Below are 24,574 nucleotides of genomic sequence, written 5' to 3' on the forward strand. Positions count from 1 at the left end.
TAGCAGAGCCGTGGCCTCGCGTCCGCCTGCACGGATCAGGTGTAGCCCTTGCTCTTCTTCCACTCGGCTTCGAGCTCGAAGATGGTCTTCCAGTCGCCGGCCTTCACATCGGGCACGTAGGGCTCCTGCGGGATCGTGGTGCCCCAGCCGATCGCGTAGCCGACCAGCGTGCGGTCCTCGCCACGCATCGTCACGGTGCCGTCGGCACCGAACGGGCACTTGATGGTGAGCCCGGTGAGGACTTCCGCGACCTTCTTGCCATCGGTCGAATTGGCCTTCTTGACCGCTTCGTTGAGGAACATCACCGCAGTGGCGTTCTGCCACGACCAATTGGTCGGATACTCATTGTACTTCGCCTTGTAGGCGTCGCCCCAGGCCGCGTTCTCCGGCGTCGGCGGGAACGTCTTGATGTAGCGATCGCCGGAATGGATGCCCTTGGGCAGGTTCTTCACCACCGTGAGCGCGGTGTAGTCGGCCATGTTGACCGCGAACACCTCCATCTGGGCGAACATCGCGTAGATGTTGGCCTGGTCGATGTAGGAGGTGAGATCGCCGCCCCACAGGCAGGAATACATCGCCTGCGGTTTGGCCTGCAGGATTTTTGTCACCACCTCGGTGTAGTCGGGCTGGAACAGCTTTGGCCAGGACTCGCTGATGATCTCGACATCGGGCGCGAACTTCTTCAGATACAGCACGAACTCGCCGGTGGTGTCGCGGCCATAGGCATAGTCCGGCGAGCAGGTCGCCCATGTCTTCAGGCCCTTGGCCTTGGCGATCGCCGCCGCATAGCTGCCGCCGACGATCGAGTCGTGAATGCCCTGCCGCACGCAGCGGAACGCATTCGGGATGTGCTGCTTGGGATCCGCCGTCAGCGACGACGCCTCCGAGCAGGTGTGGATGCAGAGCACACCGAGATCGCGCGCCACCTCGTGCACCGCGAACGATCCCGACGACGCCTCGCCGTCGATCAGCAGCTCGCAGCCGTCGGTGTTGACGAGCTCGCGTGCGATCCGCGCGGCCTCCTGCGGCTGGCCTTTGGAATCGCGGATCACCATCTCGATCTGCCTCCCGGCAAGCCCGCCCGCGGCCTTGACCTTCTCGACCTCGAGCATCACCGCGTTGCGCGAGGACGTGCCGAGTTGCGCGACGCGGCCCGACAGGATGGTCGGCATGCCGATCTTGATGGTCTTGGCCTGCGCGCGCGCCACCCACGGCGCAGCAAACGTCACAGCACCGCTGCCCATCAGCGCAAGTGTCGAGCGCCGGCTGATGCCCGGCTTCCGGGTCCTGCTCATCTTCCCCTCCCTTCGGGTTCGCGTTCCCAAATCCCTGTCGGAGATCGTTCCGTCTCCGTGTCCACGATGTTTTCAGAGCAAGGGGGGTGACGTCAAGCCAAATATGAATTACGAGTCATAGTTCATCCAAGGACAGACGGCGCCGGAAACCGGCCCGCGAGCGGCGAAATGATCAATCTTTCCAGCTTCATCGCATTTCATGCGCGGCGGACCCCGGACCGCTGTGCGCTGAAATATCGCGGCGAAGACGTCTCCTATGCGGATTTCGACCTGCGGATCCGCCAGGTCGGCGGCTGGCTCGCCGCGTGCGGTGTCGCGCCAGGCGATGTCGTCGCCGTGCTGATGAAAAACAGCACGGCCTTCCTCGAACTGGTGTTCGCCGCGAGCCATATCGGCGCGCTGTTCCTGCCGATCAACTATCGCCTGTCGGCCGACGAAGTCGGCTACATCGTCGGCAATTCCGGTGCGCGGCTTCTGATCGCCGACGACGAATTTGCCGCGATCGCGGTCGGCGGCGTGCCGGTCGTGCTGCTCGACGAGGTCGCGCAAGCGAGCGTCACCAGCCTTGCGCCCGACATCGCGCCGGCGCCGATGCACGTCCGCCGTCCCTGCGATCTGATGCGGCTGATGTACACCTCGGGCACCACCGATCGGCCCAAGGGCGTGATGCTCACCTACGAGAACATCTACTGGAAGTCCGCCGATCAGACCCTGGTGCTCGGACTGAATGCGCAGACGCGCCTGCTCGTCGTCGGCCCGCTCTATCACGTCGGCGCGCTCGATCTGCCCGGCATCGCCGTGCTCTGGCATGGCGGCATGCTCTGCATTCATCGCAGCTTCGAGCCGGAGCCGGCGCTTGCCGCGATCGAGCGCGAGAAGCTCAACGCCGCCTGGTTCGCGCCGGTGATGACCACTGCCTTGCTCACTTGTCCGAACCGGGACCGCTACGACGTCTCCAGCCTGCAATGGGCGATCGGCGGCGGCGAGAAGACGCCGGAGGTCCGAATCCGGGCCTTCGCCGAATACTTCAAGCGTGCACGCTACATCGATGCCTACGGCCTGACCGAAAGCTGCGGTGGCGATACCTTCATGGACCCCGGCCGCGAGACCGAGAAGATCGGCTCGACCGGCCGCGCCATCGCCCATATCGAGATCGAGATCCGCGACGATGCCGGCAAGCGCCTCCCCGCCCGCCAGAACGGCGAGATTTGCCTGCGCGGCCCGAAGGTCACACAGGGCTACTGGAAGGACCCGGAGAAGACCGCATCCGCCTTCTTCGGCGACTGGTTCCGCACTGGCGACATCGGCTATCTCGACGAAGACGGTTTCCTCTATCTGACCGATCGCAAGAAGGACATGATCGTCTCGGGCGGCGAGAACATCGCCTCCTCCGAGGTCGAGCGCGTCATCTACGAAATGCCTGAAGTACGCGAGGTCGCCGTGATCGGCCTGCCCGACGCGCGCTGGGGCGAGAGGCCGGTCGCCGTCGTGGTGCCGGCAGATGGCGCAAGGCTCGACCTGGCTGTTCTTACGGATCATTGCCGCAACCGGCTGGCCGGCTTCAAGGTGCCGAAACAGCTCATCATCCGCGACAGCCTGCCGCGCAATCCATCCGGCAAGGTGTTGAAGCGCGTGCTCCGCGCCGAACTCGAGGCCACCGCATGACCGAAGTCACATCCGCCAAGGTAACCAAGCTCAACCGGGTCGAGCGCAACGCCTGGACCAAGCAGAAGATATTCGACGCCGCGACCAAGATCGTCGGCAAATACGGCTATGCCGAAGCCTCGGTCGCCCGCATCACCGAATTGGCCGGCGTCGCGCAAGGCACCTTCTACAATCATTTTGAGAACCGCCAGGAGCTGCTCGACCAGTTGCTGCCCAAGATCGGCCTCGACATGGTCCGCTTCATCCGCGCGCGAACCGGTACCGCCAGCGCGGCCCGGCAGGAGGTCGAGCGCTTCAGTGCATTCTTCGATTTCATCCGCGAGGTGCCGGAATTCCTGCGCATCCTCAACGAAGCCGAGTTCTTTGCGCCGGTCGGTTACCAGAAGCACTTCGACAATATCTCGAGCGCGTATGTGCGGATCCTCCAGCGTGCGCGGACCGCGGGAGCCACCAATACCTTCACCGACGAGGAATTCGAGGCCATCGTTCAAGTGTTGATGGGTGCGCGCGGCTATCTCAGCCGGCGTTATTCCTATTCCGAGCAGGGCGTCACGGCAGTGCCCGACTACGTCATCTCGGCCTACCGGAAGCTGGTCACGCACGGCCTGTTCACCACCAGTGGCAAGGAAAGAAAGTCATGAGCGCCGACGGCACTATCCTCGTCACCGGCGGCAGCCGCGGGATCGGCGCCGCCACCGCGACCTTGCTCGCAGAACAAGGACATCGCGTCGTGATCGTCGATATTGCGCCGGAGCCGCTGGTCGAGACCAGCGCGATCATGTGGCCCGCGCCGTTCGATGTCGCAAGCGAAGCCGCCGTCGTCGCCGGCGTCGCCGACATCGAAATGGCGCACGGCCCGATCACCGGTCTCGTGAATGCGGCCGGCGTGTTCGGCAAGATGCACGCGATCGAGCGGGTGCGGATGGAGCAATGGGACCGCGAGGTCAACATCGACCTCCGCGGTACGTTTCTGGTCGCGCGCAGCGTCGGCGTCGCGATGGCGAAGCGGCGGCATGGCGCGATCGTCAATGTCGCCTCGGTGGCCGGCATGACGTCGGGCCCGATCCACGCCTACACCGCAGCCAAGGCCGGCGTCATCCAGATCACGCAAACGCTCGCCGCCGAATGGGGCCGTGTTGGCGTGCGCGTCAACGCGGTGTCGCCGGGCTTCACCCGCACGGCGGCGCTCGAGGCCGGCATTGCATCGGGCGCGCTGAACAAGGACCTGCTCGCGCGGCCGACCGCGATGAACCGGCTGGTCGAGCCGATCGAGGTGGCGCAGGCGATCGCCTGGCTGCTGTCGCCACAGAGCAGCGGCGTCACCGGCATCAACCTGCCGGTCGATGCCGGCTACATCGCGGGCACCAGCTGGGCCGCCTATGGCGGCCTGCCGGACGCGCCGGCCAGTTGAGGACACGACATGAACATCGAGCTGCCACGCAAGACCCTCGATCTGTCCGCCGCCATCGCCGAAGGTGACATCCGCGTGCTGCTGATGGTGCTGGTGCACATGACCGGCGACGAGAAGTGGCTGGAGCCGCCCTACAAGCCGAAGCGCGACGTCCGCCTGATCCCCGATCCCGACGCCGCCGTGCCGAAAGAGATTCAGGACGAAATCCGCGCCGCCGTGCTGAACCTGTTCGCCAATGGCCAGTCGGCCCCTATCATCTCCGATCCCGGCAACGAGCTGATGCTGCGAATGATGCGTGCGACGCTCGGCGAGAACGTCACGCCGGAATATGCGCCACTGATGCGCGAGGAGATGGGCTTCGTCGCGCGCGATGCGCGCTGGCGCAACCGTCCTTCGGACGCGACACTCGCGCAGCAGCATGTGCTGATCGTCGGTGCAGGTGTCTGCGCCATCGCGCTCGGCGTCGCGCTCGGCAGGCTCGGCATCCCCTACACCATCGTCGAGAAGAATGACGAGATCGGCGGCACCTGGTACGTCAACCGCTATCCAGGTTGCGGCGTCGATACACCGAACCACTCCTATTCCTTCTCCTTCGGCGAACGCAATCCGTGGACGCGCTATTTCGCGCAGCGCCAGGAGTTGCTGGACTATCTGCTGAAGGTGGTGCGCGAGCATGACATCCGCTGCAATGTTCGGCTGAACACCGAGCTCGTCGCTTCACGCTGGGATGAGAGCAAAGGACGCTGGATCTCGATCCTCAAGACCACGAATGGTGAACAGACTTTCGAATCGACGGCGCTGGTCAGCGCGATCGGACAGCTCAACGATCCCTTGCCGGCCCGCTTCAAGGGGGATGAGGATTTCACCGGCGAGCGGCTGCATTCCGCGCTGTGGTCGGACGATATCAAGCTCGACGGCAAGCATGTCGCTGTCATCGGCACCGGTGCGACCGCGATGCAGCTGGTGCCGGCAATCGCCGGTCGCACAGCTTCCCTCACCGTCTACCAGCGCACCGCGCAATGGTCGCGGCCGGTGAAGGGCTATTCCGATCCGATCACCGAGGGCGCGCAGTGGCTGCTCGCGCATCTGCCGTTCTATGTGCAGTGGTACCGCTTCAACATGTTCTGGCGCTACGGCGACGGGCTGCTGCCGTTCCTGCGCAAGGATCCGGCCTGGCCGCATCCGGAGCGCGCCGTCAACAAGGGCAATGACCGGCATCGCCAGGAGCTGACCGATTTCATCCTCTCCGAGCTGAAGGGTCGTCCCGACCTGATCGCAAAATGCCTGCCGACCTATCCGCCCTACGGCAAGCGCATCCTGCTCGACAACAATTGGTTCAGGACGCTGACCAGGCCGAATGTCGAGCTCGTCACCGACGGCATCGACCGCTTCGCGCCTGATGGCATCGTCACGGCTGACGGCAGGCTGCGGCCGCACGACGTCATCGTGATCTCGACCGGTTTCAAGGTGACCGAGATGGCGGCGCGTCTGAACATCACCGGGCGCGACGGCAAGAATCTCAAGCAGGCCTGGGGCGACGACAATCCCACCGCCTATCTCGGCCTGACGGTGCCGGACTTCCCGAATCTCTTCGTGATGCTGGGTCCCAACTCGGGACCTGCGCATGGCGGCAGCGTGATCTTCCAATCGGAGTGCCAGAGCCGCTACATCTCGGCCTGCCTGGTCGAGATGATCGAGAACGGCATCGCCGCGATCGACGTGCATCACGACGCGCATGACGAATACATCCGCGCGGTCGACGCCGAGCATGAGCAACTGATCTGGACGCATCCGGGCATGACGACCTACTACCGCAACGAGCGCGGCCGTGTGTTCTCGGCGATGCCGTGGCGCTTCGTTGACTACTGGAGGATGACGCACGATCCGGATTTGAGTCGGTATCGCCAGACCAAGGTCCGGCAGGAAGCCTGACCTGATTAGCTCACTCGTTAACTTGACAGGCTCCGATATCTGCCGCAGCATTTCGATGACTGCACCTGTTGGGGTGAGGGAGCGCGGCTCCCGGCGTCGCAGGAATTGACGGACGATGATGTGATCGGTCGCCAGGCAGCAGAAGCGGACAGATGTCCGTCGGCCCACCCTTGGAGAGGAGCATGACGCCACCGGCGAAAGCCAGCGACCTTGCTCAACGGCAAGGTCTCGGTGCAACTTAAGGCGAACAGCAGCTGCTAGCCCCGTTGCGCCGCCGACAATCTGCACATATCCGCAGGACGAGAGCGCAAAGGCCAAGTGCTTTCGGTCCCGACATATACCTGGTCGATACCAGACATCCTTCGCTAAAACGAAGTAGCAGGGCTCCGCGATGCTTGACTGCACCGGAGCCCATTCGTTTTGCATGATCCCCTCGTGCTTCCCGCCGGATTGCGTCACGGCCTTGGATCGGAAACAATGTTCCGAGCCCAGGCGAGGATCGATGATGGAAAGGCCGAAGGTTCGAATCTACACGGACTACAAAAGTCCATATGCCTATGTCGCCAACAAGCGGCTGTTCGATCTCGGGGAGACCTACGGCGCCGAGCTGGAATGGCTGCCCTACACGCTTCGCATTCCCGAATTCATGGGCACGGTCGAGGAACGCACGCCGCATTTCTGGCGCAAGGTGCGCTATCTCTACATGGACGCGCGGCGCTTCGCCAACGCGCAGGGTCTCGTCATGAAGGGCCCGCGCCGGATCTACGACGCATTCCATTCCAGCGCCGGCATGCTGTTCGCGCAGCGTCACGGTCTGTTCCGGCCCTATCACGACACGGTGTTCCGGCGCTTCTGGAATCACGAGTTGGAGATCGACGAGCTCTCGGCGATCAGCGGGGTGATCTCGGAGATCGGCGGCTCGGCCTCCGACTTCGAGGCCTATGTGCGCGGCCCTGCCCGCGCCGAGCACGACCGCATCATCGACGAGGCCGAAACGCTCGGCGTGTTCGGCGTGCCGACCATGGTGTTCAACGGCGAACTGTTCTGGGGCGGCGACCGGATCGACATGCTGATCGAGCGAATCGAGCATCCGGAGACGATCGCAACCGCGCTCGGAAGCCGGCATCGAAGCTAGGTCCCGACGGCCGTTTCTAGTCTGTTTACCATCCTTGGCTAGCCTTCCCGGTGAAGTCATCACCGGAAGCCCAGCATGTTCAGGGAAGGCGTCCCGATTGCCTATGATGCGCCGGCCAATCTGAAGAAGTGGCCGTCGCTCAGGAACGAGCGGGTGACCGGCAAGACGCCGTATATGGTCTATAACGGTACGCTCGCCGACTGCATCCGGCTGCTGCTGGCCAAGCCGATCAAGCAGATTTCGCTTTATGACATCGAGACCGGGCGTCAGCCGGCGTTTGACTCGACCACCCTCTCTCCCGGCGACGCGGCCGAGATCGCAATGCGCAGGGATTTTCCCAAGGCTTGATTGCTCACGCGGCATCTGGCGAAAAATCCGGGCTGCCATAGGGATAGAATTGCGTCAGATCGACGTTCCGGTAAGGCAGCCTGTCCAGGCGCATCGTGCCGAGGAAAGGCTCGTCGGGCTCGACCAGCAGGATCGTCCTGGCGAAGCCGTTGTCGTCGAAGCCGCGGCGGAAGTGCACCCGCGACTTGATCACGAACGCGTCGAAGGCGTCTAGATCGGGTACCAGGGTCTTCAGCGAGAACGGCTCCATGATCTGCACCAGATAGGTGGAGAGGATCAGCAGATTGTTGCGGCCGAAGCGCACGCAGATCCAGAACTGCCCATAGCCCTCGCCCGCTGCCGTGATGGTACCCTGGATCCGCACCGGCTCTCCCGCCGACTCGTCGGCCAGGCCGCCGACCTCCATGTCGAAGGCATCGCCGGCCTTGGCGCCACCGGCCTTCAGGTGCGCAGTCGCCCTCGCGTCAGCGATCGTGGCGATCAGCGTGTTGGCCAGGTCCTGCGCGATAATCACGCGCAGCAGCCAGGTGGCCGATCCCGAGCGGTCGCTGTGATCGGCCAGCACGACCGGCGTGTTGCCATCGGTCATCGCCCGCTTTGCCAGCGCAACGCCCTCGACGATGCTGTGGAGCTTTGTCGATTGCAGCAGCGCCTCGCGGACCCGCCAGATTGTCGCGGCGAGATCGCGCGCAACCTGCTCGGCGAGCTTTGGATTATTGTTGGTGAGGACCTGGACGGTCATGCCGGCGTCGGGCACATCGGCGAACGGGAAGCCGAAGAAGATGTTGACGTAGAGATCGACCTCACGCGCTTCCCACACCAGCGCGCGCTGCACCAGATCCATCCACGGCCGCGCACCGGTCCATTGCAGCACGGTCGGCGAGATCACGGGAACCTTGATGGTCCTGTGCGCCGGCTTGTAATCGCCGCGGATCGCCCGCACCAGCATGCGCGCGGCGCGCTCGCCCTGAAGATGGGCGTCGTAATGCGGGAAATATTTCACCGTGAAGGCCATGTCGGCCTGTTCGAGGAACGCCTCGTCCTCATTGCCATGCAGGTCAAAGGTCGCCGTGATGAACGCGCCGCGCCCGACCACCTCGCGAACCTGCCGCGCCAAATCCGCCTCGGGGCGCGGAACGTCGCGCACCGCCATCGCGCCATGCAGACAGAGATAGACGCCGTCGAACGGCCCTTCTTCCTTCAGGCCTGCGATCATCTTGCCGACAAAGGTCCGGTAGGCCTGCTGCGTGATCCAGCCCGATCCCGTGCCGGTTCGCGGCCACAGCGGGGATTCGATGCCGACCAGTTCGACCTCGGCAAATTCCCGCGCCACCTGCACGAAGCCACCCATGTAGTTTTTGGGATCGAACCGCAGCAGCGTCTCGCCTTTGGCCGGCGAGCCCGGATAAATGAAATCGTCGAGCGTGGTCTCGTTCGGCAGGAAGGAGACGGTTTCGTGGGAGAAATGCAGGACGGCGATACGTATCTTGCGATCGCTCATTTGATGCGCCTCGGCTGTTTTGCCTCATAGTGACAGCGAAGATGCTGCGCGCCAACGGCATATTCGGATTCTGCCCGCCTGACCTGCAAATAAGCCGATGCCCACGCCTCGCCGCCCGCGCCGATTCTGCTATCCTGCTGACCAACGACACATCGAATTTGTCAGGAGAGAACGCCATGAATCCGCCCGTCAGCGCGCCCGCGATCAAGGTCGTCAAATCGGTACGCGACCAGGTCAGCGCCGAGGAATGGCAGGCCCGCGTCGATCTCGCCGCCTGCTATCGGCTCACGGCGATGTACGGCATGACGGAGATGATCGCCAACCACATCTCCTGCCGCGTGCCCGGTACGACGGACCAGTTCCTGATCAATCCCTACGGCATGCTCTACGAGGAGATCGACGCTTCCTCCCTGATCAAGGTCGACGTCCAGGGCAACACGCTGTTCAACGCCTCCGACTACGACGTCAACGTCGCCGGCTTCGTCATTCACAGCGCGATCCACATGGCCAAGCACGACATCGACTGCGTCGCGCATACCCATACGCCGGCCGGCATGGCGGTCTCGGCGATGGAATGCGGCCTGCTGCCGATCGCGCAGACCTCGATGCGTTTCCTGCACATCGCCTATCACGACTTCGAGGGCATCGCCGACAATGTCGACGAGCGCGAACGGCTGGTCCGCGACCTCGGCGACAAGGAGGCGATGATCCTGCGCAACCATGGCCTGCTGGTCGTCGGCCACACCGTGCCCGCCGCCTTCAACGTGCTGTTCCGCCTCGAGCGCGCCTGCCAGACCCAGGTGATGGCGCTGTCCTGCAACACCAAGCTGACCTATCCGCCGCAAAGCGTGCTCGAAGAGACCTATGAGCGCATGCTGCCCAAGCCCGGCCGCGCCGCGCGCAACGGCGCGTTGGCCTGGCCCGCGCTGCTGCGCAAGCTCGACCGCGCCGATCCGTCGTATCGGGATTGAGGTGAGCGGCGGCCGCGGTGATTAAGCCGAGGGCCGCGGCGTACTGGGTCACCCGCTCCGTGTGCGCAATTGCGCACACGCCGGGCGAGCCCCAAACGAGAGCAGCACGCTATCGCCCAAGGGGGACTTCGCATTCTCGCGACATGATGTGCCCGAGCTTTGCTCTTCGTTGCGCCGCTCTGTGAACAGAGGGCGCAGGAAAAGCCGAGCGCCGCTCGATCGGGCGGGACGGGCAGCATTAGACATCTGAGTTGGGTGAAAATCAGAACACGCGCGACCGCGGTTGCGGGCCCTGCCCGCCGGTGCCACACTTGCCGTCAATTCCGACGGCAACGGACCGGGCAAACGGTCATGCCGGACGGTGGGGGGAACGATGAAGCTCGTTGCGAAGCTGTTCGCGGCCCTGGTTGTGCTGCTCGCGGCCGAGACGGCATCGGCGCAATCCAGCTATCCGAGCCGACCGGTGAAAATCCTGGTTGGCTTCACGCCCGGAACGGCTCCCGACCTTGCAGCGCGCATTCTTGCCGACCGGTTTTCGGAGGTCTGGGGCACCCCGTTCGTCGTCGAGAACATTCCCGGCGCCGGCAGCAACATTGCCACCGATCGCGTCGCCAAGGCCGCCGCCGATGGCTACACCTTGCTGATGGGCGGCAACTCGTCGCTGGTGATCAATCCGAGCCTGTATGAGACACTGCCGTTCGCGCCGCTCAGGGACTTCGCACCGATCTCGCAGGTCTTCATCGCAGCGAACGTGCTCGCCGTTCCACCCGACGTGCCGGCCAAGACCGTCGCCGACCTGGTGGCGCTCGCCAAGGCAGAACCGGGCAAGCTTTCCTATGGCCACGCCGGCGTCGGCACCTCGCAGCACCTCGCCGCCGAATTGTTCAAATACATGGCGCATCTCGATATCAGGCCGGTGCCCTATCGCGGCACCACGGCGTTGATGCCGGATCTGCTGGCCAACCGGATCAGCCTGTCCTTTGCCAACATCGTGAACGTGGTGCCGCTCGCGCGCGAAGGAAAGTTGCGCGCGCTGGCCATCACCTCGATCAAGCGCTCGGCGCTGGCGCCCGACCTGCCGACCATGGCGGAGGCCGGCTTCCCCGGTTTCGAGGCCGTGCCGTGGTTCGGCCTGATGGCGCCAACCGGCACGCCGCAGGATGTTCTGGACAAATTGCACGCAGAAACCGTCAAGACCCTGGCGATGCCGGAGGTGCGCAAGAAGTTCGACGAACTCGGCCTCGAGCCGGTCGGCAACACGCCCGCCGAGTTCACCGCCATCATCAAGCGGGAAACCGTCGAGTGGGCGAAGGTGATCAAGGATGCCGACATCAAGCTCGGCAACTAGTGGCCCGCCTCGCCGTTCGCCGCGGGCCGATCAGCTTCCAAGTTGAATGGTGCGCTCGAGGGCCGCGGCGAAGCCGTTGAGCGGGACATTGAAGACCACGGGTTGCCCGTTGCTGATGTTCTGCGCGGCAACGGTGAGCGTCTTGGCCCGGCTCATGGTATCGGTCACCGCCGTGGGGAAGGACACCGGAAGCAAACAGCCTTGCGCCGTGCATGTCGAGAAGCGCGCCCGCTCCATGTCCTTGCCATCAAGCTTGAGGGTGGCACCGGCGTCGAGCTTCAGCCCGAACGGCATCAGCATGTTGCCTTCGGTCTTGCCGTCCCTGACCAGCAGTTCGATCGCGAAGACCTGCTGGTTGGTCTCCTTGGCGAGCTGCGTCTGGCTCAGGGTGCAGAGCCTTGTTCCGTTGTCGACCAGGCATTTGACGATCCAGTCGCCGTAGGTCTCGCTGATCGCGGATGCGCCTCGAGGAAGCTGGACCCCCCTGGCGCCGCCGTCCGCCGTCGAGGTCTGGCTCCGCGCGCCGATCGGAATCGAGACGGTGCTTGCATCGGCCGACATGGCGGAGGTTCGCGCGGCTTGCGCCGAGCCGATGTTGGCAACGAGGACGAGCGCGACAATCGCCCGGCTGTACCTCTGCGCTCTGTTGGCTTTCATCATGCAACCCGCCCGCCTCATCAAGCCTGAAACTGAATTTTCCGCTTTACGTGGGTAATTTTCCCACGTAAACGGGACACGTGTACTTGGAGCGCTTCGAAGATGCAAGAGATTATCGCCGGCGGCGTGGTCGTCGCGATTGTCGCCTTCTGCGGTGGATATTTCTGGGCCGCGATTCGGGAGGCTAAGGCCGGAAACAAGCACGGGAGGAAATTGCCGCGGTGACGCAGCGAACGCTAGGCTGCTAGCGCAGTGTCCCGAAAAACTTGCGCACCTCGCCGACGAACAGCTCCGGCTGCTCGAACGCGCCGAAATGCCCGCCCTTCGGCATCTCGCTCCAGTGCTGGATGTTGCCGAAGCTCGCCTCCATCCATTTGCGCACGGGGGTGACGATCTCCTTGGGGAACACCGCGACGCCGGTCGGCACGCACACCTTGTGCACGGTGCGCTTGCCGGGCCCAAAGCTCTCCCAATAGAGCCGCGCCGACGAGGCCGCCGTCGCGGTGACCCAGTACAGCATGACATTGTCGAGCAGCTCGTCGCGGCTGAGGATGTTTTCGGGATGGCCGTCGCAATCGGTCCAGGCCCAGAATTTTTCCAGGATCCAGGCCGCCTGCCCGCTCGGCGAATCCGTCAGCGCGTAGCCAAGCGTCTGCGGCCGGGTGGATTGCTGCTTGGAGTAACCGGAATCCCAGTCGGCATAATATTTGATGCCGTTGAGCGCCCGCGTCTCCTCCGGAGTCGGCTGCTCCCCGACATTGGGCCGGGTCGACATCGCGAGCGTGATGTGGATGCCGGCGCAGTGCGCGACATCCTGTCCGCCGATCGCGGTCGTCACCGCCGAGCCCCAGTCGCCGCCTTGCGCGAAATATTTTTCATGGCCGAGCCGCTGCATCAGCACGGCCCACGCCTTGGCGATGCGATCGACGCCCCAGCCGGTCGCGGCCGGCTTGGCGGAGAAACCGAAGCCGGGCAGCGACGGGCAGACCACGTGGAAGGCGTCGGCCGCGCGGCCGCCATGCGCGGTCGGATCGGTCAGCGGCTCGATCACCTTGTGGAATTCGACCACCGATCCCGGCCAGCCATGGGTGATGATCAGCGGCCTCGCCTCCGGATGCCTGGAGCGGACGTGGATGAAGTGGATGTCGAGCCCGTCGATCTCGGTGGTGAACTGGCCGAAACGGTTGAGCTTCGCCTCACGCGCGCGCCAGTCGTAACCATCGGCCCAATAGCGGCAGACATCCTGAATCCATGTCAGCGGCGCGCCCTGGCTCCAGTCGTCGACCGGCTCGGCTTCGGGCCAGCGCGTTCGGCGCAGCCGGGTGCGGAGATCGTCGAGCACCTCGTCAGCGATGGCGATGCGAAACGGTTTGATGGCGGCGGTCATTGCAGCTCCCTCGGCAGCTCCCTCGGCGCGGAGCCCGCCTAAGATAGGGACTGGCCGACGATCGTTCAAATCGGCCGTCTGCACGCGCCCTGCACGACAAAACACAAACTCTGCACGACCGTTGCCACGCCGCTGCAAACCGGACTGACACACTCGCGCGACCGAACGCATCGACCGCCTCGGAACCGATGGAGCGCAGGGTGATATTCTACCTGACGACCGACACGCTTGACCTGTTATTGAAGCTGGTGCTGCCGCCGAGCATCACGTTCCTGGCTGGGTGGTGGCTCATCGGCCGATGGGCGAGCCGACCGGGCATCGCGGCCGCGGGGTTCTCGCCGGCATTTGCATCCGCCTTCTTTACCCCCGCCATCTTCGTCACATATCTGTGCTTCCCGCTGCGGCTGTTCATGCCGCACGGGACTGTGGCTATCCTCTACGAGATTTCTTACGCCGTGATTCTTTGCACCGTGGTCTTCGCGCCGACATTTTTTCTGTTGCTGCCAATCGGCATCAAATCCCTCGTCAGGCAACGATGCGCGCAGCCGCTCTCCAACCGGCTTCTCTACGGTATGTTTGCCACCTGGCTGACCTTGCAGGCGGGCGTGCTTCTCTTCATCTTCAAATACCTGCTCGGCGGCTTCTGATAAGCGCACGAGGCTATTTGCCGATCGCCGTCTCGAGCAGCGCCTGCGCCTGCCTGGTGGCCTCGGCGAAGGCCGGCTGCTGTGGCGCGCGCTCGGTGAAGCAGCGCTTGAAGGCGTCCTCGCCCTGCTGACGGAAATCGCCGAGCTTGTCATACGCTTTGCGGGTGATCTGCTTCTTGTCGAGCTTCTCGGCCGCCTCGTCCGCCTTCTTGTTGAAGTCGGCGCGGATCGCGGTGCAGGCGGGCACCTGCACGGTCGGTGCGATTTCGCCATAGGCGATGTAGAGCTTGCCGTTGGCGATTGCGACTGCGAACACTTCGTCGGCGGCGTCGGGGAAGGAATCCTGGGTGCGGCCAGCCAGGAAGCCGTAGGCGTAGGAGGCTTGCGCAGGCTTGGCGAGCGGCAGGTCGTTGAAATTGATCACGGCCGCATCGGTCGAGATCGCCTGGGTGTAGAGACCTTCGAACTTCAGGGCCGCATCGACCTGCTGCGGCACGTTCTTGGTGCCCTTGTCCCACCAGGCCTTGTGTTCCCGTAGCCAGCGCGCGAACAACGGCTCGGTCGTCACCAGGATATGGGCTTTCGGCTCGACGAAGCTGCCATCAGGGCGCTTATCTCCGATCTTGCCGCCGTCCCGGCCGGTCTCGGCATCGAAGCGCAGGCCGTCCAGCATGCCGAACCCCATATCGCCCTTATATAGAGTGTCGAGATTGATCTGCGCCGGCCCGTAACCGGGGCGGGCGGGCTCGGACAGGATCGACGTCAGCTGCGTCTTGAGGTCGGCCCGCGCGGCAGCCTCGGCCTTATCGACGGCCTCGCCGGTCTTCCCGTCCTTCTCCAGCTTGGCGAACTTGGCGATCGCGGCGTCACGCGCGGCGATGTAGCGGTCTTCCGGCGACGCGGCGTGGGCCGTCGAAAGCACCAGGATCGGGGAAAGCACGAGGGCAAGGCGGACAATAAAATGCATGCCCTGTGGTCGTCCACGGGGCATGCAAGGTTCAAGGTCACGGGGGTAATGTCAGCAACATCGTTCGCCGGCAGACCCCTCTGCCGGCGGGGACCTCGTTGAGCTCAGCCGCCTAAACCGCGGCTCAAGCCGCCTTCGACTTCGCCACGTGGGTGGCGATCGCATCCATCAGCGGCGGCGACAGGCAGTCATAGGGCTCGAGCCCGAGCTCCTTCAGCCGCGAGCGGATCCCGGCCATGTCGGCCGGCTTGACGCCGGACTCGATCACCGAGGAGACGAACGCCGCGAAGCCGGGCGCGGCCGAGCCGGATTCCTGGAACAGCTCGGGATGGATGAAGTCGAGGCCGTAGAAAGGATGGCCCTTGTTCTCGATCCGGCCGTACATATGCGTGCCGCAGCCGGTGCAGGCGTGGCGCTGGATCACCGCCGCAGCATCGACGATCTTCAGCTTGTCGCCGTTCTCGAGCACGGTGACGTTCTCGCGCGGCACCACCGCGACGACCGAGAAGGTCGCTCCGTCAGGCTTCCAGCACTTGGTACAGCCGCAGGCGTGGTTATGGGCGACGTCGCCCTTGACGCCGACCTTGACCGGCTTGCTCGCGCATTTGCAGACGAGCGTGCCGCCCGCGAAGCTGCCCGAGCCGTGTTTGACACCGTTGTCAACAGACGGGTGGATATGAACAGTCATGGCCTATCCTCCTTAGTGGTTGGTCTTTGTTTCAGAACACGACGACCGAGCGGATCGATTTGCCCTCGTGCATCAGGTCGAATCCCTTGTTGATCTCCTCGAGCTTCAGCACATGGGTGATCATCGGATCGATCTGGATCTTTCCGTTCATGTACCAATCGACGATCTTCGGCACGTCGGTGCGGCCGCGCGCGCCGCCGAACGCGGTGCCCTTCCAGACGCGTCCCGTGACGAGCTGGAACGGCCGCGTCGCGATCTCCTTGCCGGATTCGGCTACACCGATCACGACCGAGACACCCCAGCCGCGATGACAGGCTTCCAGCGCCTGGCGCATCACATTGGTATTTCCGGTGCAGTCGAAGGTGTAATCGGCGCCGCCATCGGTCAGGCCGACCAGATGCTGCACGATGTCGCCGGAAACCTTGGTCGGGTTGACGAAATGCGTCATGCCGAACTGGCGGCCCCAGGCATCCTTGGAATCATTGATGTCGACGCCGATGATCTTGTCGGCGCCGACCATCTTGGCGCCCTGGATCACGTTCAGCCCGATGCCGCCGAGGCCGAACACCACGACGTTGGAGCCCGGTGTCACCTTGGCAGTGTTGACGACGGCGCCGACGCCTGTCGTCACGCCGCAGCCGATGTAGCAGCTCTTGTCGAACGGCGCGTCCTCGCGGATTTTTGCGACCGCAATCTCGGGAAGCACGGTAAAATTCGAGAAGGTCGAGCAGCCCATGTAGTGGAAGACCGTCTCGCCCTTGTATTTGAAGCGCGAGGTGCCGTCGGGCATCAGGCCCTTGCCCTGGGTGGCGCGGATCGCGGTGCAGAGATTGGTCTTCTGGCTCAGGCAGCTTTTGCACTGCCGGCATTCCGGCGTGTAGAGCGGGATCACGTGGTCGCCCGGCTTCACCGAGATGACGCCGGCGCCGACCTCGCGCACGATGCCGGCGCCTTCGTGGCCAAGGATCGATGGGAAGATGCCTTCGCTGTCGAAACCGTCGAGCGTGTAGGCGTCGGTGTGGCAGATGCCGGTCGCCTTGATCTCGACCAGGACCTCGCCGGCCTTGGGTCCTTCCAGATCAAGCTCGACGATCTCAAGCGGCTTCTTGGCCTCGAATGCGACTGCGGCGCGCGTTTTCATCTTGGTCTCCACAAAACATCACACAGGTTGTCATCCGCGCCGGACATGCTCACTTCTTGTCACCGCTGCCCATGCAGGCATCTTCCGCCTTGGTATAGGCGTCGGACTTGTCTTCGTGCTTGGCCGGCCGTACGCGCCCCACCGCATCGGTGGAACGAGCGCGCAGATAGACATAGAGGTCGTCCATGTAGCAGGCAACGTTCGGATTATCGCCGAAGGCCGGCATCACGTTCTCCTGCGAGGTCGTGACGTTCTTGCGTCCGCTCGCGACCACACCGAGAAAATCGGCGTAGTTCATGGTCTTCAGCGAGTCCTTCAGCGCCGGTGCGTAGGTCGAACCCATGCCATCGGGTCCGTGGCAGACGTGGCACTCCGAATGGTACCGGCGATAACCGGAATAGGTGTACCAGTCGACCGTCCCGTCGGGCGCAACCTTGTAGGTCGGGTTGCCGTCCTTATCGAGATATTTGCCGTCCTCGGATTTGACCGCCGCGGGGTCGCCCGGAGGTTCGGCGGAGGCAACTCTTCCCAGTGCCACGACGAAGATCGCAGCCGTCACAAACCAGATCTTACGCAAAAGCCTGTCCTCGTATGCGATTTGAAGACGGACCGGCGCATGGAGGTCACCCCATGCGCCGGAACGAGGGTTCGTCAGCTCACTGCGGCAGCGCGAACACGGTGAGCGTTCCGCCGAGCGCGGTGTAGTTGCTCAGCGCGGCGTAGCCACCGACCGCACCGAGACCGGCCGTCGGATCAGTCAGGCCGGCCGCAAGGCCGATGCCTGCCCAACCGCCGACACCCGAGAGCACGGCGACGTACTGCTTGCCATTGTGCTCATAGGTATTGACGTTGCCGATGATGCCGGACGGAGTCCTGAACTTGTAGAGCTCCTTGCCGGTCTTGGCGTCGACCGCCTTCAGGTAGCCTTCCAGCGTGCCGTAGAACACCACGCCGCCGGCGGTCGCGAGCGCACCCGACCAGACCGAGAACTGCTCCTTGTTCGACCAGACGATCTTGCCGGTCTTGTTATCCCAGGCGATGAAGTTGCCCATGTTGGTCTCGCCGGGAGGCGGATACATCGACAGCGTCGCGCCGACATAGGGCTGACCTGCGGTGTAGCTCACCTTGAACGGCTCGTAGTCCATGCAGACGTGGTTGGTCGGCACGTAGAACAGCTGGGTCTCGGGCGAGTAGGCCGCCGGCTGCTCGTCCTTCGAGCCGAGCGCGGCCGGGCAGATGCCCTTGACGTTGTGGTCTTCGCCGGCCTTGTCGGTCGACGCGGCATCGAGAACCTTCGGACGACCATAGGTCGGCGAGTTCTTGTCCATGTCGACGCCGGAGGTCCAGTTCACCTTCGGATCGTACTTCTGGGCGACCAATAGTTCGCCGGAGGCGCGATCGAGGGTGTAGCCGAGGCCGTTACGATCGAAATGGGTCAGGAGCTTGCGCGCCTTGCCGTCCACGGTTTGATCGCTGAGGATCATTTCGTTGACGCCGTCATAGTCCCATTCGTCGTGCGGGGTCATCTGATAGACCCACTTGGCCATGCCGGTTTCCGGATTGCGCGCCCAGATGGTCATCGACCATTTGTTGTCGCCGGGACGCTGCTTCGGATTCCAGGTCGAGGGGTTGCCCGAACCGTAATAGACGAGGTTCAGCTCGGGATCGTAGGAGATCCAGCCCCAGGTGGCGCCGCCGCCGATCTTCCACTGATCGCCCTGCCAGGTCTTCAAGCTCGAATCCTTGCCGATCGGCTTGCCGAGCTCGGTGGTCTTGTCGTCGACCAGGATCTGGTCATCCGGGCCTTCCGAGAAGCCGCGCCAGGCCAGCTTGCCAGTCTTGATGTCGTAGGCGGTCATGTGCGCCTGCACGCCGAACTCGCCGCCGGAGATACCGATCAGGACCTTGTCCTTGACCACGAGCGGCGCCGATGTGCCGGTGGCGCCCTTGGCGGGATCGCCGTCCTTCACCGACCAGACCACCTGGCCGGTCTTCGCATCGAGCGCAACCAGCGTGGTGTCTGCCTGATGCAGGAAGATCTTGCCGTCGCCATAGGCGACGCCGCGGTTCACGGTGTCGCAGCACATCACCGGAATGACGTTCGGATCCTGCTTCGGCTCGTACTTCCAGACAATCTGGTTGTCCTTGGAAAGGTCAAGAGCATAGACCTTGTTCGGGAACGGCGTGGAGAAGTACATCATGTTGCCGATCACGAGCGGGCCGCCCTCGTGACCGCGCAGCACGCCGGTCGAGAACGTCCAGGCCACCTGCAACTTTCCGACGTTGGAAGCGTTGATCTGATTCAGCTTGGAGTAACGCTGATTGCCGTAATCTCCGGCCGGCATCACCCAATCCTTCGGGTTCTGCGCCATTTTGTGGATTTCGTCATTGGCACTGACGGCTCCTGCGGCGAATGCCGCCATTGCCCCAAGGCTGGTCGCGTATAGCAACTTGCGCATCGTGGATTCCTCCCAGTTTCAAGAGCCCATGGTTGCCGTCGATAACGGCCCATCTTTTCGATTTTGGTTCCTAATCCCTATCCCGGCTCGCTGCGGGCGACTTGCCCAATAGCGAACAGCCGTTTGCTCGACAGCGAACCTTCGACAAATTTTTGCCACTCGGGCCTCGTCGGGCGCGAGAGTTGGCCATGCTGCAGGGCATCAATCGATTGTCGGCGTCGCGCCGGCTCCGGTTCCCGCGCATCCAAGGTTGCGCTTGACGACGCGAGAAGTAAGTCGGAGGATTGCCCGGAATTGACCGGGAATAATCCCGCCATGCTCCTCCTAACGTCTTCAAATTGGAGGAAAAGGCGTGCCATACCGGCGAAAGAATCGCGGTGATCAGTCACGCGGGGGGATCGAATCGGTGATTGGAAAGATGTCCGATACAGTCCATTCGCTGAACACAACCGGCTTGACGCCGAGGCGACAGATCCAGCGCTGGTCCGATGCGCTGACCGATCTGTGTGGCCAGTTCGACGTCGACGCGCTCGAAGGCTCCTCGCTCGAGGGCCGCATCAACTACACCACGGTGTCACGGCTGAAGCTGTGCCAGATCGAGGCAAGCCAGCATCGCATCGCGCACACCATCTCGCGCATCCGCCTGAGCGAGCATCCCTACATCAAGATTCTGTTCCAGACCCACGGCGTGTCGCATTTCGAGCAGGAAGGCATGCACTTCGACATCCTGCCGGGCGACTGCTTTGCCTACGACGTCTCCTGCCCGCACACCATCATCAGCCCGGCGCTGACCCGCCACGAGGTGGTCATCGTACCGAAGGATCTCTTGAAAGAGCGTGGCTTCCAGCTCTCCAAGATGGCGCCGTGCAAATTGTCGGCGCGCAACGGTACCGGCCGCATCGCCTATGATTTCGTGCACGCCGCGTTCGGCGAGGCAGCGACGCTGTCCGCGGTCAACGCCGCCGGCGTCGCCGATTCGCTGATCGACCTGCTGCTGCTGCCGCTGCGCGAGACCGGCGCGATGCTCGATCGCGGCAGCGCCGAGGCGACCTATGTGCGGGCCCAGGGTTTCATCCGAGAGCATCTGCGCGATCCCGATCTCTGCATCGACCGCATTTCAGCGTCGCTCGGCTGCTCGAAGCGCTATCTGCACATGCTGTTCAGCGATCGCGGCATGACGGTCAGCGACTACATCTGGAAGGCCCGGCTGCAGCACTGCCGGCAGGAGCTGGAAAGCCAGAACGGCAAGACCATCACAGATGTCGCCTTCTCCTGGGGCTTCTCGAGCTCGTCGCATTTCAGCCGCGTGTTCCGGAAGTATTTCGGCATCGCGCCGTCGTCGGTGAACAAGACCCAGCACGGCATCATGGCGGCCGACGTGGTGCTGGAATAGCGCCCGAATCCGGCGCGCTGTCCGGCCTCACGGCGTGGGCGCGCAATCTCAAACGCGACAGCTATGCGCTCTATCTTGCATCACGCGACCCGCGCGTGCCGTGGTACGCCAAGGCGCTCGCTATCGCGGTTGCCGCCTACGCGCTCTCCCCGATCGACCTGATCCCGGATTTCATCCCCGTCATCGGCTATCTCGACGATCTGATCCTGCTGCCGATCGGCATCCGGCTCGCGATCGCGCTCGTTCCGGATGACGTGATGGCCGAATGCCGGGCCAACGCCGCCGCCCTGCAGCGTCCGACCAGCCGCGCCGGCATGATTGCGATTATCGCGCTGTGGATCGCCGGCGCGCTCGCGCTCTCTTGGGCAATCTTCGCGTACTGGCATCGCCCGCGCTAGACCCCGCGCTAGACATGGGCGGCTTTAGACATGGGCGGCTTTCGGCACCAGCGCCTCGATCGTAACGCCGCCATCGCCGGAATTGATGTTGAGCGTGCCGCCGAGCGCAAGGATGCGCTCGCGCATGCCGGTCAGGCCGAGCCCGAGCCGGTGATCCGGCCGCAGGCCGCTGCCATTGTCGCTGATGCGCACCAGCGCGCAGCCGCGGCTGCCATGCATCGCTGTCTGCCGCTCGATCGGCTCGATCGTGATGCTGACCGCCGTTGCGCCTGCGTGTCGGAACACGTTGGTCAGCGCCTCCTGGACGATCCGGTAGATCGTGAGATCCGCCGTCTCGCCGGCCTCGCCGAGCGAATTCGAGATGCGGCTCTCGATCTCCACTTCCGGATGGCTTTCGCGCCACATCCGCACCAGGGCACCGAGCGCTTCGCGCAGCCCGAGCTCGGCCAGACCGACCGGCCGCAGCCGCTCCAGGATCCGGCGGGTGAATTGCTGGAGCGCGTTGACCTGTTCGAGGATGGCGTTGCCGTGCTTGCGGACCGCGGCGGGATCGGCCCTGTCGGCCTCCGACAGCCGGGTCAACGCGCCGGCATGGGCGCGCAGCGCGAACAGATAAGGCCCGAACTCATCGTGCAGCTCGCGCGCGATCTGCTTGCGTTCGGAATCCTGCAGCGACACCGCGCGCTCGGCAAGCTGCCGCTTGCCGTCCACCGCCTCGCCCAGCGTCGCCGCCAGATGGTTCAATTTGGTGCAGATCGCGGCCAGCTCGGGCGATCCGGTGGGCTCGACCCGCACCTCGTAGTCGCCCGCCTCGATGCTGTTCATGGCCTGCGACAGCGCCTGCAACGGCGCCAGCGCACGGCCGACCACCAGCATGGTGACCAGCAGCAGCGCCACCGTGATCGCAGAACCGACCTCGAGCTGGGTGATGATGCCGTCCCAGATCTCCGCCATTTCGTCGTCGGGATGCGAAGTGATGACGAGCGATTGCGGCTTGCCATGCACCGAAATCGGCACCCGCACCGAGGTCTGCTCGGGATGGACCAGCGCCACGAACCACGCGGGGGCCCGCGGCTCGCCGGCGTCGTCGACGCGCTCCGGCGGCTTCGCTGCCGCGTCTTCCTGCCGCGTGATGCTGACATGACGCAGCCGGCTCAGGTCCTTCACAATCTGGTCGAGCCGGGCGTCGGGATCGGACGCCTCGTTGAGATCGGCCACGATGGTCGCGACAAACTCGCGTGCCAGCCGGATCACGCTCTGGTCTTCGGCCTGCACGCGCGGCCCCGCTTCCAGCACCAGCCGCGCGATATTGATGCCCAATCCGACCATCAGGATCAGCGCCAGCAGCGTGTTAATGCGTGCGCGCAACGATAGTTTTCGCCACATTGCGATGCCCCCGACCGCTTAAGCGCGATGAGACGAGGAGGACTCGTCATCGCGCTTTAGCTCCTTGTTTGCGCATGATCTTTCGGAAAACCGCTTTGCACTTTTCCGGATCATGCTCGACGTCCTCCTCCGAGAGGATCGTTGACAGTCAAATTTGCCCGGCTATCTAATCCGACGCTACTGCAATCTCGCACGAGATGTACAACCGGTTCGGGAACCGATATTGCCCATCCTCATGCAAGCCGACACGACGACAACCAAGACGACAAACCGAGACGACGAACCGAGAAAAGCAGATCGACGGAACAACGCCATGCGCATTCTGATCGTTGATGACCATCCCATCGTCGCCTCGGGTTGCCGCACCGTGTTTGCCGACGATCCCGAGATTTCGCTGTCCGAAGCGCCGGACGCCGAGAGTGGCGAGCAGGCTTTCGTGACGGAAAAGCCCGATATCTGCGTCATCGACATCAACCTGCCGACGGTCTCCGGCTTCGAACTGGCACGCCGGATCCTGTCGCGCGACGCCGCCGCACGCATCATCATGTTCAGCATGAACGACGATCCGGTGTTCGCGGCGCGCGCCATCGACATCGGCGCCAAGGGCTATGTCTCCAAGACCGGCGACCCCAACGATCTCGTCGAAGCGGTGCGCGAGGTCGGCAGTGGCGGTGTTTATCTGCCGCCGGAGATTGCCCGCAACGTCGCCTTCGCGCGGCCGAGCTTCGCGCAGAACCCGCTCTCCAAGCTGACTTCGCGCGAGATGGAGATCCTGCGCCTGCTCTCCTCCGGCAAGAGCCTGTCGGAGATCGCCTGGCTGGTGCATTCCTCCTACAAGACTGTCGCCAACACCTCGTCGATCATGCGCCAGAAGCTCGGTGTGCGCACCTCGGCGGAGCTGGTGCGGCTCGCCATCGAAAGCGGCGTCGCCTGACGCCGCGCGGCAACCTTTAAGGACATACGACCATGCAAGCGATTTCGCAGAACAAATCCCATGGCGGCACGCAGGGCGTGTATCGGCATCAAAGCCGTGAAACCAGGACCGACATGACATTCTCGGTGTTCGTGCCGGAGCACGCGGCCGGCGCCAGGTTGCCGGTCGTCACCTATCTCTCGGGTCTGACCTGCACGCACGCCAATGTCACCGAGAAGGGTGAGTTTCGCGCTACCTGCGCCGAGTACGGTCTGATCTTGGTCGCGCCCGACACCAGCCCGCGCGGCGAAGGCGTGCCCGGCGACCCCGCCAACTCATACGACTTCGGCCTCGGCGCGGGCTTCTACGTCGATGCGACGGAAGCACCTTTCAACAACAACTACCGGATGTATAGTTACGTCACGGAGGAATTGCCGAAGCTGATCGCCGAGCAATTTCCCGTCGATATCGCACGGCAGTCGATCCTCGGCCACTCCATGGGCGGTCACGGTGCGCTGACGGTGGCGCTGCGCCATCCTAACCGCTATCGCGCGGCGAGCGCCTTCTCGCCGATCGTCGCGCCCTCGCAGGTGCCGTGGGGCAACAAGGCGCTGGGCGGCTATCTCGGCAGCAACAAGCAGGCGTGGCGCAAGCACGACGCCGTCGCGCTGATCGAGGACGGCGCACGCTTCTCCGAGCTGCTCGTGGACTACGGCGACGCCGACCAATTTCTCACCGAGCAGTTGCGGCCCGAGTTGCTCAAGGCCGCATGCGAGAAAGCCAACATTCCGCTCACCCTGCGGCGCCAGCCGGGCTACGACCACAGCTACTATTTCATCTCGACCTTCATGGCCGACCATCTGCGCTGGCACGCCGCGCGATTGAAGGGCTAGACGACACACCTGCCTTGTCGTCCCGGCGAAGGCCGGGAC

23 protein-coding genes are annotated in these 24,574 nt (G+C 63.8%); 13 read left to right on the forward strand and 10 right to left on the reverse strand.

Annotated elements, in window-relative coordinates; all coding sequences use genetic code 11:
- Nucleotides 1-35 precede the first annotated feature (35 nt).
- The gene (locus tag IC762_RS25610; RefSeq protein ID WP_195784979.1) at nt 36-1,295 is read right to left on the reverse strand and encodes an ABC transporter substrate-binding protein; all 1,260 of its coding nucleotides are present in this window, start codon (nt 1,293-1,295) and stop codon (nt 36-38) included.
- 168 nt (nt 1,296-1,463) lie between these two features.
- Between IC762_RS25610 and IC762_RS25615 the strand changes: the two genes are divergently transcribed.
- The 6 genes from IC762_RS25615 to IC762_RS25640 all read left to right on the forward strand — a co-directional run bounded on the left by IC762_RS25615 (nt 1,464) and on the right by IC762_RS25640 (nt 7,786).
- Nucleotides 1,464-2,960, forward strand: a complete 1,497-nt coding sequence (locus tag IC762_RS25615; protein ID WP_195784980.1) for an AMP-binding protein — start codon at nt 1,464-1,466, stop codon at nt 2,958-2,960.
- Nucleotides 2,957-3,601, forward strand: a complete 645-nt coding sequence (locus IC762_RS25620; RefSeq protein ID WP_195784981.1) for a TetR/AcrR family transcriptional regulator — start codon at nt 2,957-2,959, stop codon at nt 3,599-3,601. The genes IC762_RS25615 and IC762_RS25620 overlap by 4 nt, the downstream gene beginning before the upstream one ends.
- The gene (locus IC762_RS25625; protein ID WP_195784982.1) at nt 3,598-4,371 is read left to right on the forward strand and encodes an SDR family NAD(P)-dependent oxidoreductase; all 774 of its coding nucleotides are present in this window, start codon (nt 3,598-3,600) and stop codon (nt 4,369-4,371) included. Before IC762_RS25620 ends, IC762_RS25625 begins: the two co-directional genes overlap by 4 nt.
- A 9-nt stretch (nt 4,372-4,380) precedes the next feature.
- Nucleotides 4,381-6,303: an NAD(P)/FAD-dependent oxidoreductase gene (locus IC762_RS25630; RefSeq protein WP_195784983.1), complete on the forward strand. Its 1,923-nt coding sequence runs from the start codon at nt 4,381-4,383 to the stop codon at nt 6,301-6,303.
- A gap of 505 nt (nt 6,304-6,808) precedes the next feature.
- On the forward strand, nt 6,809-7,438 hold the full coding sequence (locus tag IC762_RS25635) for a 2-hydroxychromene-2-carboxylate isomerase (protein WP_195790278.1): 630 nt from the start codon (nt 6,809-6,811) through the stop codon (nt 7,436-7,438).
- 75 nt (nt 7,439-7,513) lie between these two features.
- Nucleotides 7,514-7,786 carry a hypothetical protein gene (locus IC762_RS25640; protein ID WP_195784984.1) on the forward strand — a complete coding sequence of 91 codons (273 nt, stop codon included), beginning with the start codon at nt 7,514-7,516 and terminating at the stop codon, nt 7,784-7,786.
- A gap of 4 nt (nt 7,787-7,790) precedes the next feature.
- On the opposite strand, the gene IC762_RS25645 is transcribed toward IC762_RS25640, so the two are convergent.
- Nucleotides 7,791-9,287 carry a M81 family metallopeptidase gene (locus tag IC762_RS25645; RefSeq protein WP_195784985.1) on the reverse strand — a complete coding sequence of 499 codons (1,497 nt, stop codon included), beginning with the start codon at nt 9,285-9,287 and terminating at the stop codon, nt 7,791-7,793.
- Nucleotides 9,288-9,463: 176 nt separating this feature from the next.
- On the opposite strand from IC762_RS25645, the gene IC762_RS25650 reads away from it, so the two are divergent.
- The gene (locus IC762_RS25650; protein ID WP_195784986.1) at nt 9,464-10,258 is read left to right on the forward strand and encodes a class II aldolase/adducin family protein; all 795 of its coding nucleotides are present in this window, start codon (nt 9,464-9,466) and stop codon (nt 10,256-10,258) included.
- A 373-nt stretch (nt 10,259-10,631) separates the two neighbouring features.
- A complete protein-coding gene (locus IC762_RS25655; RefSeq protein WP_195784987.1) occupies nt 10,632-11,606 on the forward strand; it encodes a Bug family tripartite tricarboxylate transporter substrate binding protein in 975 nt (324 codons plus the stop codon).
- Between the two features lie 30 nt (nt 11,607-11,636).
- On the opposite strand, the gene IC762_RS25660 is transcribed toward IC762_RS25655, so the two are convergent.
- Complete coding sequence (locus IC762_RS25660; protein ID WP_246801235.1) at nt 11,637-12,467, reverse strand: invasion associated locus B family protein; 831 nt, start codon at nt 12,465-12,467, stop codon at nt 11,637-11,639.
- Nucleotides 12,468-12,507: 40 nt separating this feature from the next.
- Nucleotides 12,508-13,650 carry an epoxide hydrolase family protein gene (locus IC762_RS25665; protein ID WP_195784988.1) on the reverse strand — a complete coding sequence of 381 codons (1,143 nt, stop codon included), beginning with the start codon at nt 13,648-13,650 and terminating at the stop codon, nt 12,508-12,510.
- A 200-nt stretch (nt 13,651-13,850) separates the two neighbouring features.
- Between IC762_RS25665 and IC762_RS25670 the strand changes: the two genes are divergently transcribed.
- Nucleotides 13,851-14,297, forward strand: coding sequence for a hypothetical protein (locus IC762_RS25670; RefSeq protein WP_195784989.1), 447 nt, complete (start codon nt 13,851-13,853; stop codon nt 14,295-14,297).
- 13 nt (nt 14,298-14,310) lie between these two features.
- Here the strand turns inward: IC762_RS25670 and IC762_RS25675 are convergent, their stop codons facing one another.
- The 5 genes from IC762_RS25675 to xoxF5 form a co-directional block, all read right to left on the reverse strand.
- Nucleotides 14,311-15,264, reverse strand: coding sequence for a hypothetical protein (locus tag IC762_RS25675; protein WP_195784990.1), 954 nt, complete (start codon nt 15,262-15,264; stop codon nt 14,311-14,313).
- A gap of 124 nt (nt 15,265-15,388) precedes the next feature.
- On the reverse strand, nt 15,389-15,952 hold the full coding sequence (gene gfa / locus IC762_RS25680) for an S-(hydroxymethyl)glutathione synthase (RefSeq protein ID WP_195784991.1): 564 nt from the start codon (nt 15,950-15,952) through the stop codon (nt 15,389-15,391).
- 31 nt (nt 15,953-15,983) lie between these two features.
- Nucleotides 15,984-17,093 (reverse strand): S-(hydroxymethyl)glutathione dehydrogenase/class III alcohol dehydrogenase, encoded by a 1,110-nt coding sequence (locus tag IC762_RS25685; RefSeq protein WP_195784992.1) that lies wholly within the window; start codon nt 17,091-17,093, stop codon nt 15,984-15,986.
- 49 nt (nt 17,094-17,142) lie between these two features.
- Nucleotides 17,143-17,640, reverse strand: a complete 498-nt coding sequence (locus IC762_RS25690) for a c-type cytochrome, methanol metabolism-related (protein WP_246801691.1) — start codon at nt 17,638-17,640, stop codon at nt 17,143-17,145.
- A 109-nt stretch (nt 17,641-17,749) separates the two neighbouring features.
- Nucleotides 17,750-19,552 carry a lanthanide-dependent methanol dehydrogenase XoxF5 gene (xoxF5, locus tag IC762_RS25695; RefSeq protein WP_195784994.1) on the reverse strand — a complete coding sequence of 601 codons (1,803 nt, stop codon included), beginning with the start codon at nt 19,550-19,552 and terminating at the stop codon, nt 17,750-17,752.
- Nucleotides 19,553-19,970: 418 nt separating this feature from the next.
- Here xoxF5 and IC762_RS25700 point away from each other — a divergent pair, with 418 nt between their 5' ends.
- Nucleotides 19,971-20,945, forward strand: a complete 975-nt coding sequence (locus IC762_RS25700; protein ID WP_195784995.1) for a helix-turn-helix domain-containing protein — start codon at nt 19,971-19,973, stop codon at nt 20,943-20,945.
- A gap of 17 nt (nt 20,946-20,962) precedes the next feature.
- A complete protein-coding gene (locus tag IC762_RS25705; RefSeq protein ID WP_195790280.1) occupies nt 20,963-21,343 on the forward strand; it encodes a YkvA family protein in 381 nt (126 codons plus the stop codon).
- A 24-nt stretch (nt 21,344-21,367) separates the two neighbouring features.
- Here IC762_RS25705 and IC762_RS25710 read toward each other — a convergent pair whose 3' ends face one another.
- Nucleotides 21,368-22,729 (reverse strand): histidine kinase, encoded by a 1,362-nt coding sequence (locus tag IC762_RS25710; RefSeq protein ID WP_195784996.1) that lies wholly within the window; start codon nt 22,727-22,729, stop codon nt 21,368-21,370.
- A 313-nt stretch (nt 22,730-23,042) separates the two neighbouring features.
- Here IC762_RS25710 and IC762_RS25715 point away from each other — a divergent pair, with 313 nt between their 5' ends.
- On the forward strand, nt 23,043-23,663 hold the full coding sequence (locus IC762_RS25715) for a response regulator (RefSeq protein ID WP_195784997.1): 621 nt from the start codon (nt 23,043-23,045) through the stop codon (nt 23,661-23,663).
- 32 nt (nt 23,664-23,695) lie between these two features.
- On the forward strand, nt 23,696-24,535 hold the full coding sequence (gene fghA, locus IC762_RS25720; protein WP_195784998.1) for an S-formylglutathione hydrolase: 840 nt from the start codon (nt 23,696-23,698) through the stop codon (nt 24,533-24,535).
- Nucleotides 24,536-24,574 lie beyond the last annotated feature (39 nt).

The sequence above is a fragment of the Bradyrhizobium genosp. L genome (assembly GCF_015624485.1).
Lineage (GTDB): Bacteria > Pseudomonadota > Alphaproteobacteria > Rhizobiales > Xanthobacteraceae > Bradyrhizobium.

What these genes read in the sequence shown, in the direction of transcription:
- IC762_RS25640 (WP_195784984.1), top strand. Translation starts at nt 7,514, where the DNA reads ATGTTCAGGGAAGGCGTCCCGATTGCCTATGATGCGCCGGCCAATCTG.
- IC762_RS25650 (WP_195784986.1), top strand. Translation starts at nt 9,464, where the DNA reads ATGAATCCGCCCGTCAGCGCGCCCGCGATCAAGGTCGTCAAATCGGTA.
- IC762_RS25645 (WP_195784985.1), bottom strand. Translation starts at nt 9,287, where the DNA reads ATGAGCGATCGCAAGATACGTATCGCCGTCCTGCATTTCTCCCACGAA.
- xoxF5 (WP_195784994.1), bottom strand. Translation starts at nt 19,552, where the DNA reads ATGCGCAAGTTGCTATACGCGACCAGCCTTGGGGCAATGGCGGCATTC.
- IC762_RS25625 (WP_195784982.1), top strand. Translation starts at nt 3,598, where the DNA reads ATGAGCGCCGACGGCACTATCCTCGTCACCGGCGGCAGCCGCGGGATC.
- IC762_RS25665 (WP_195784988.1), bottom strand. Translation starts at nt 13,650, where the DNA reads ATGACCGCCGCCATCAAACCGTTTCGCATCGCCATCGCTGACGAGGTG.
- IC762_RS25675 (WP_195784990.1), bottom strand. Translation starts at nt 15,264, where the DNA reads ATGCATTTTATTGTCCGCCTTGCCCTCGTGCTTTCCCCGATCCTGGTG.
- IC762_RS25655 (WP_195784987.1), top strand. Translation starts at nt 10,632, where the DNA reads ATGAAGCTCGTTGCGAAGCTGTTCGCGGCCCTGGTTGTGCTGCTCGCG.
- IC762_RS25610 (WP_195784979.1), bottom strand. Translation starts at nt 1,295, where the DNA reads ATGAGCAGGACCCGGAAGCCGGGCATCAGCCGGCGCTCGACACTTGCG.
- IC762_RS25615 (WP_195784980.1), top strand. Translation starts at nt 1,464, where the DNA reads ATGATCAATCTTTCCAGCTTCATCGCATTTCATGCGCGGCGGACCCCG.
- IC762_RS25685 (WP_195784992.1), bottom strand. Translation starts at nt 17,093, where the DNA reads ATGAAAACGCGCGCCGCAGTCGCATTCGAGGCCAAGAAGCCGCTTGAG.
- IC762_RS25700 (WP_195784995.1), top strand. Translation starts at nt 19,971, where the DNA reads ATGTCCGATACAGTCCATTCGCTGAACACAACCGGCTTGACGCCGAGG.
- IC762_RS25635 (WP_195790278.1), top strand. Translation starts at nt 6,809, where the DNA reads ATGGAAAGGCCGAAGGTTCGAATCTACACGGACTACAAAAGTCCATAT.
- gfa (WP_195784991.1), bottom strand. Translation starts at nt 15,952, where the DNA reads ATGACTGTTCATATCCACCCGTCTGTTGACAACGGTGTCAAACACGGC.
- fghA (WP_195784998.1), top strand. Translation starts at nt 23,696, where the DNA reads ATGCAAGCGATTTCGCAGAACAAATCCCATGGCGGCACGCAGGGCGTG.
- IC762_RS25715 (WP_195784997.1), top strand. Translation starts at nt 23,043, where the DNA reads ATGCGCATTCTGATCGTTGATGACCATCCCATCGTCGCCTCGGGTTGC.
- IC762_RS25620 (WP_195784981.1), top strand. Translation starts at nt 2,957, where the DNA reads ATGACCGAAGTCACATCCGCCAAGGTAACCAAGCTCAACCGGGTCGAG.
- IC762_RS25630 (WP_195784983.1), top strand. Translation starts at nt 4,381, where the DNA reads ATGAACATCGAGCTGCCACGCAAGACCCTCGATCTGTCCGCCGCCATC.
- IC762_RS25710 (WP_195784996.1), bottom strand. Translation starts at nt 22,729, where the DNA reads ATGTGGCGAAAACTATCGTTGCGCGCACGCATTAACACGCTGCTGGCG.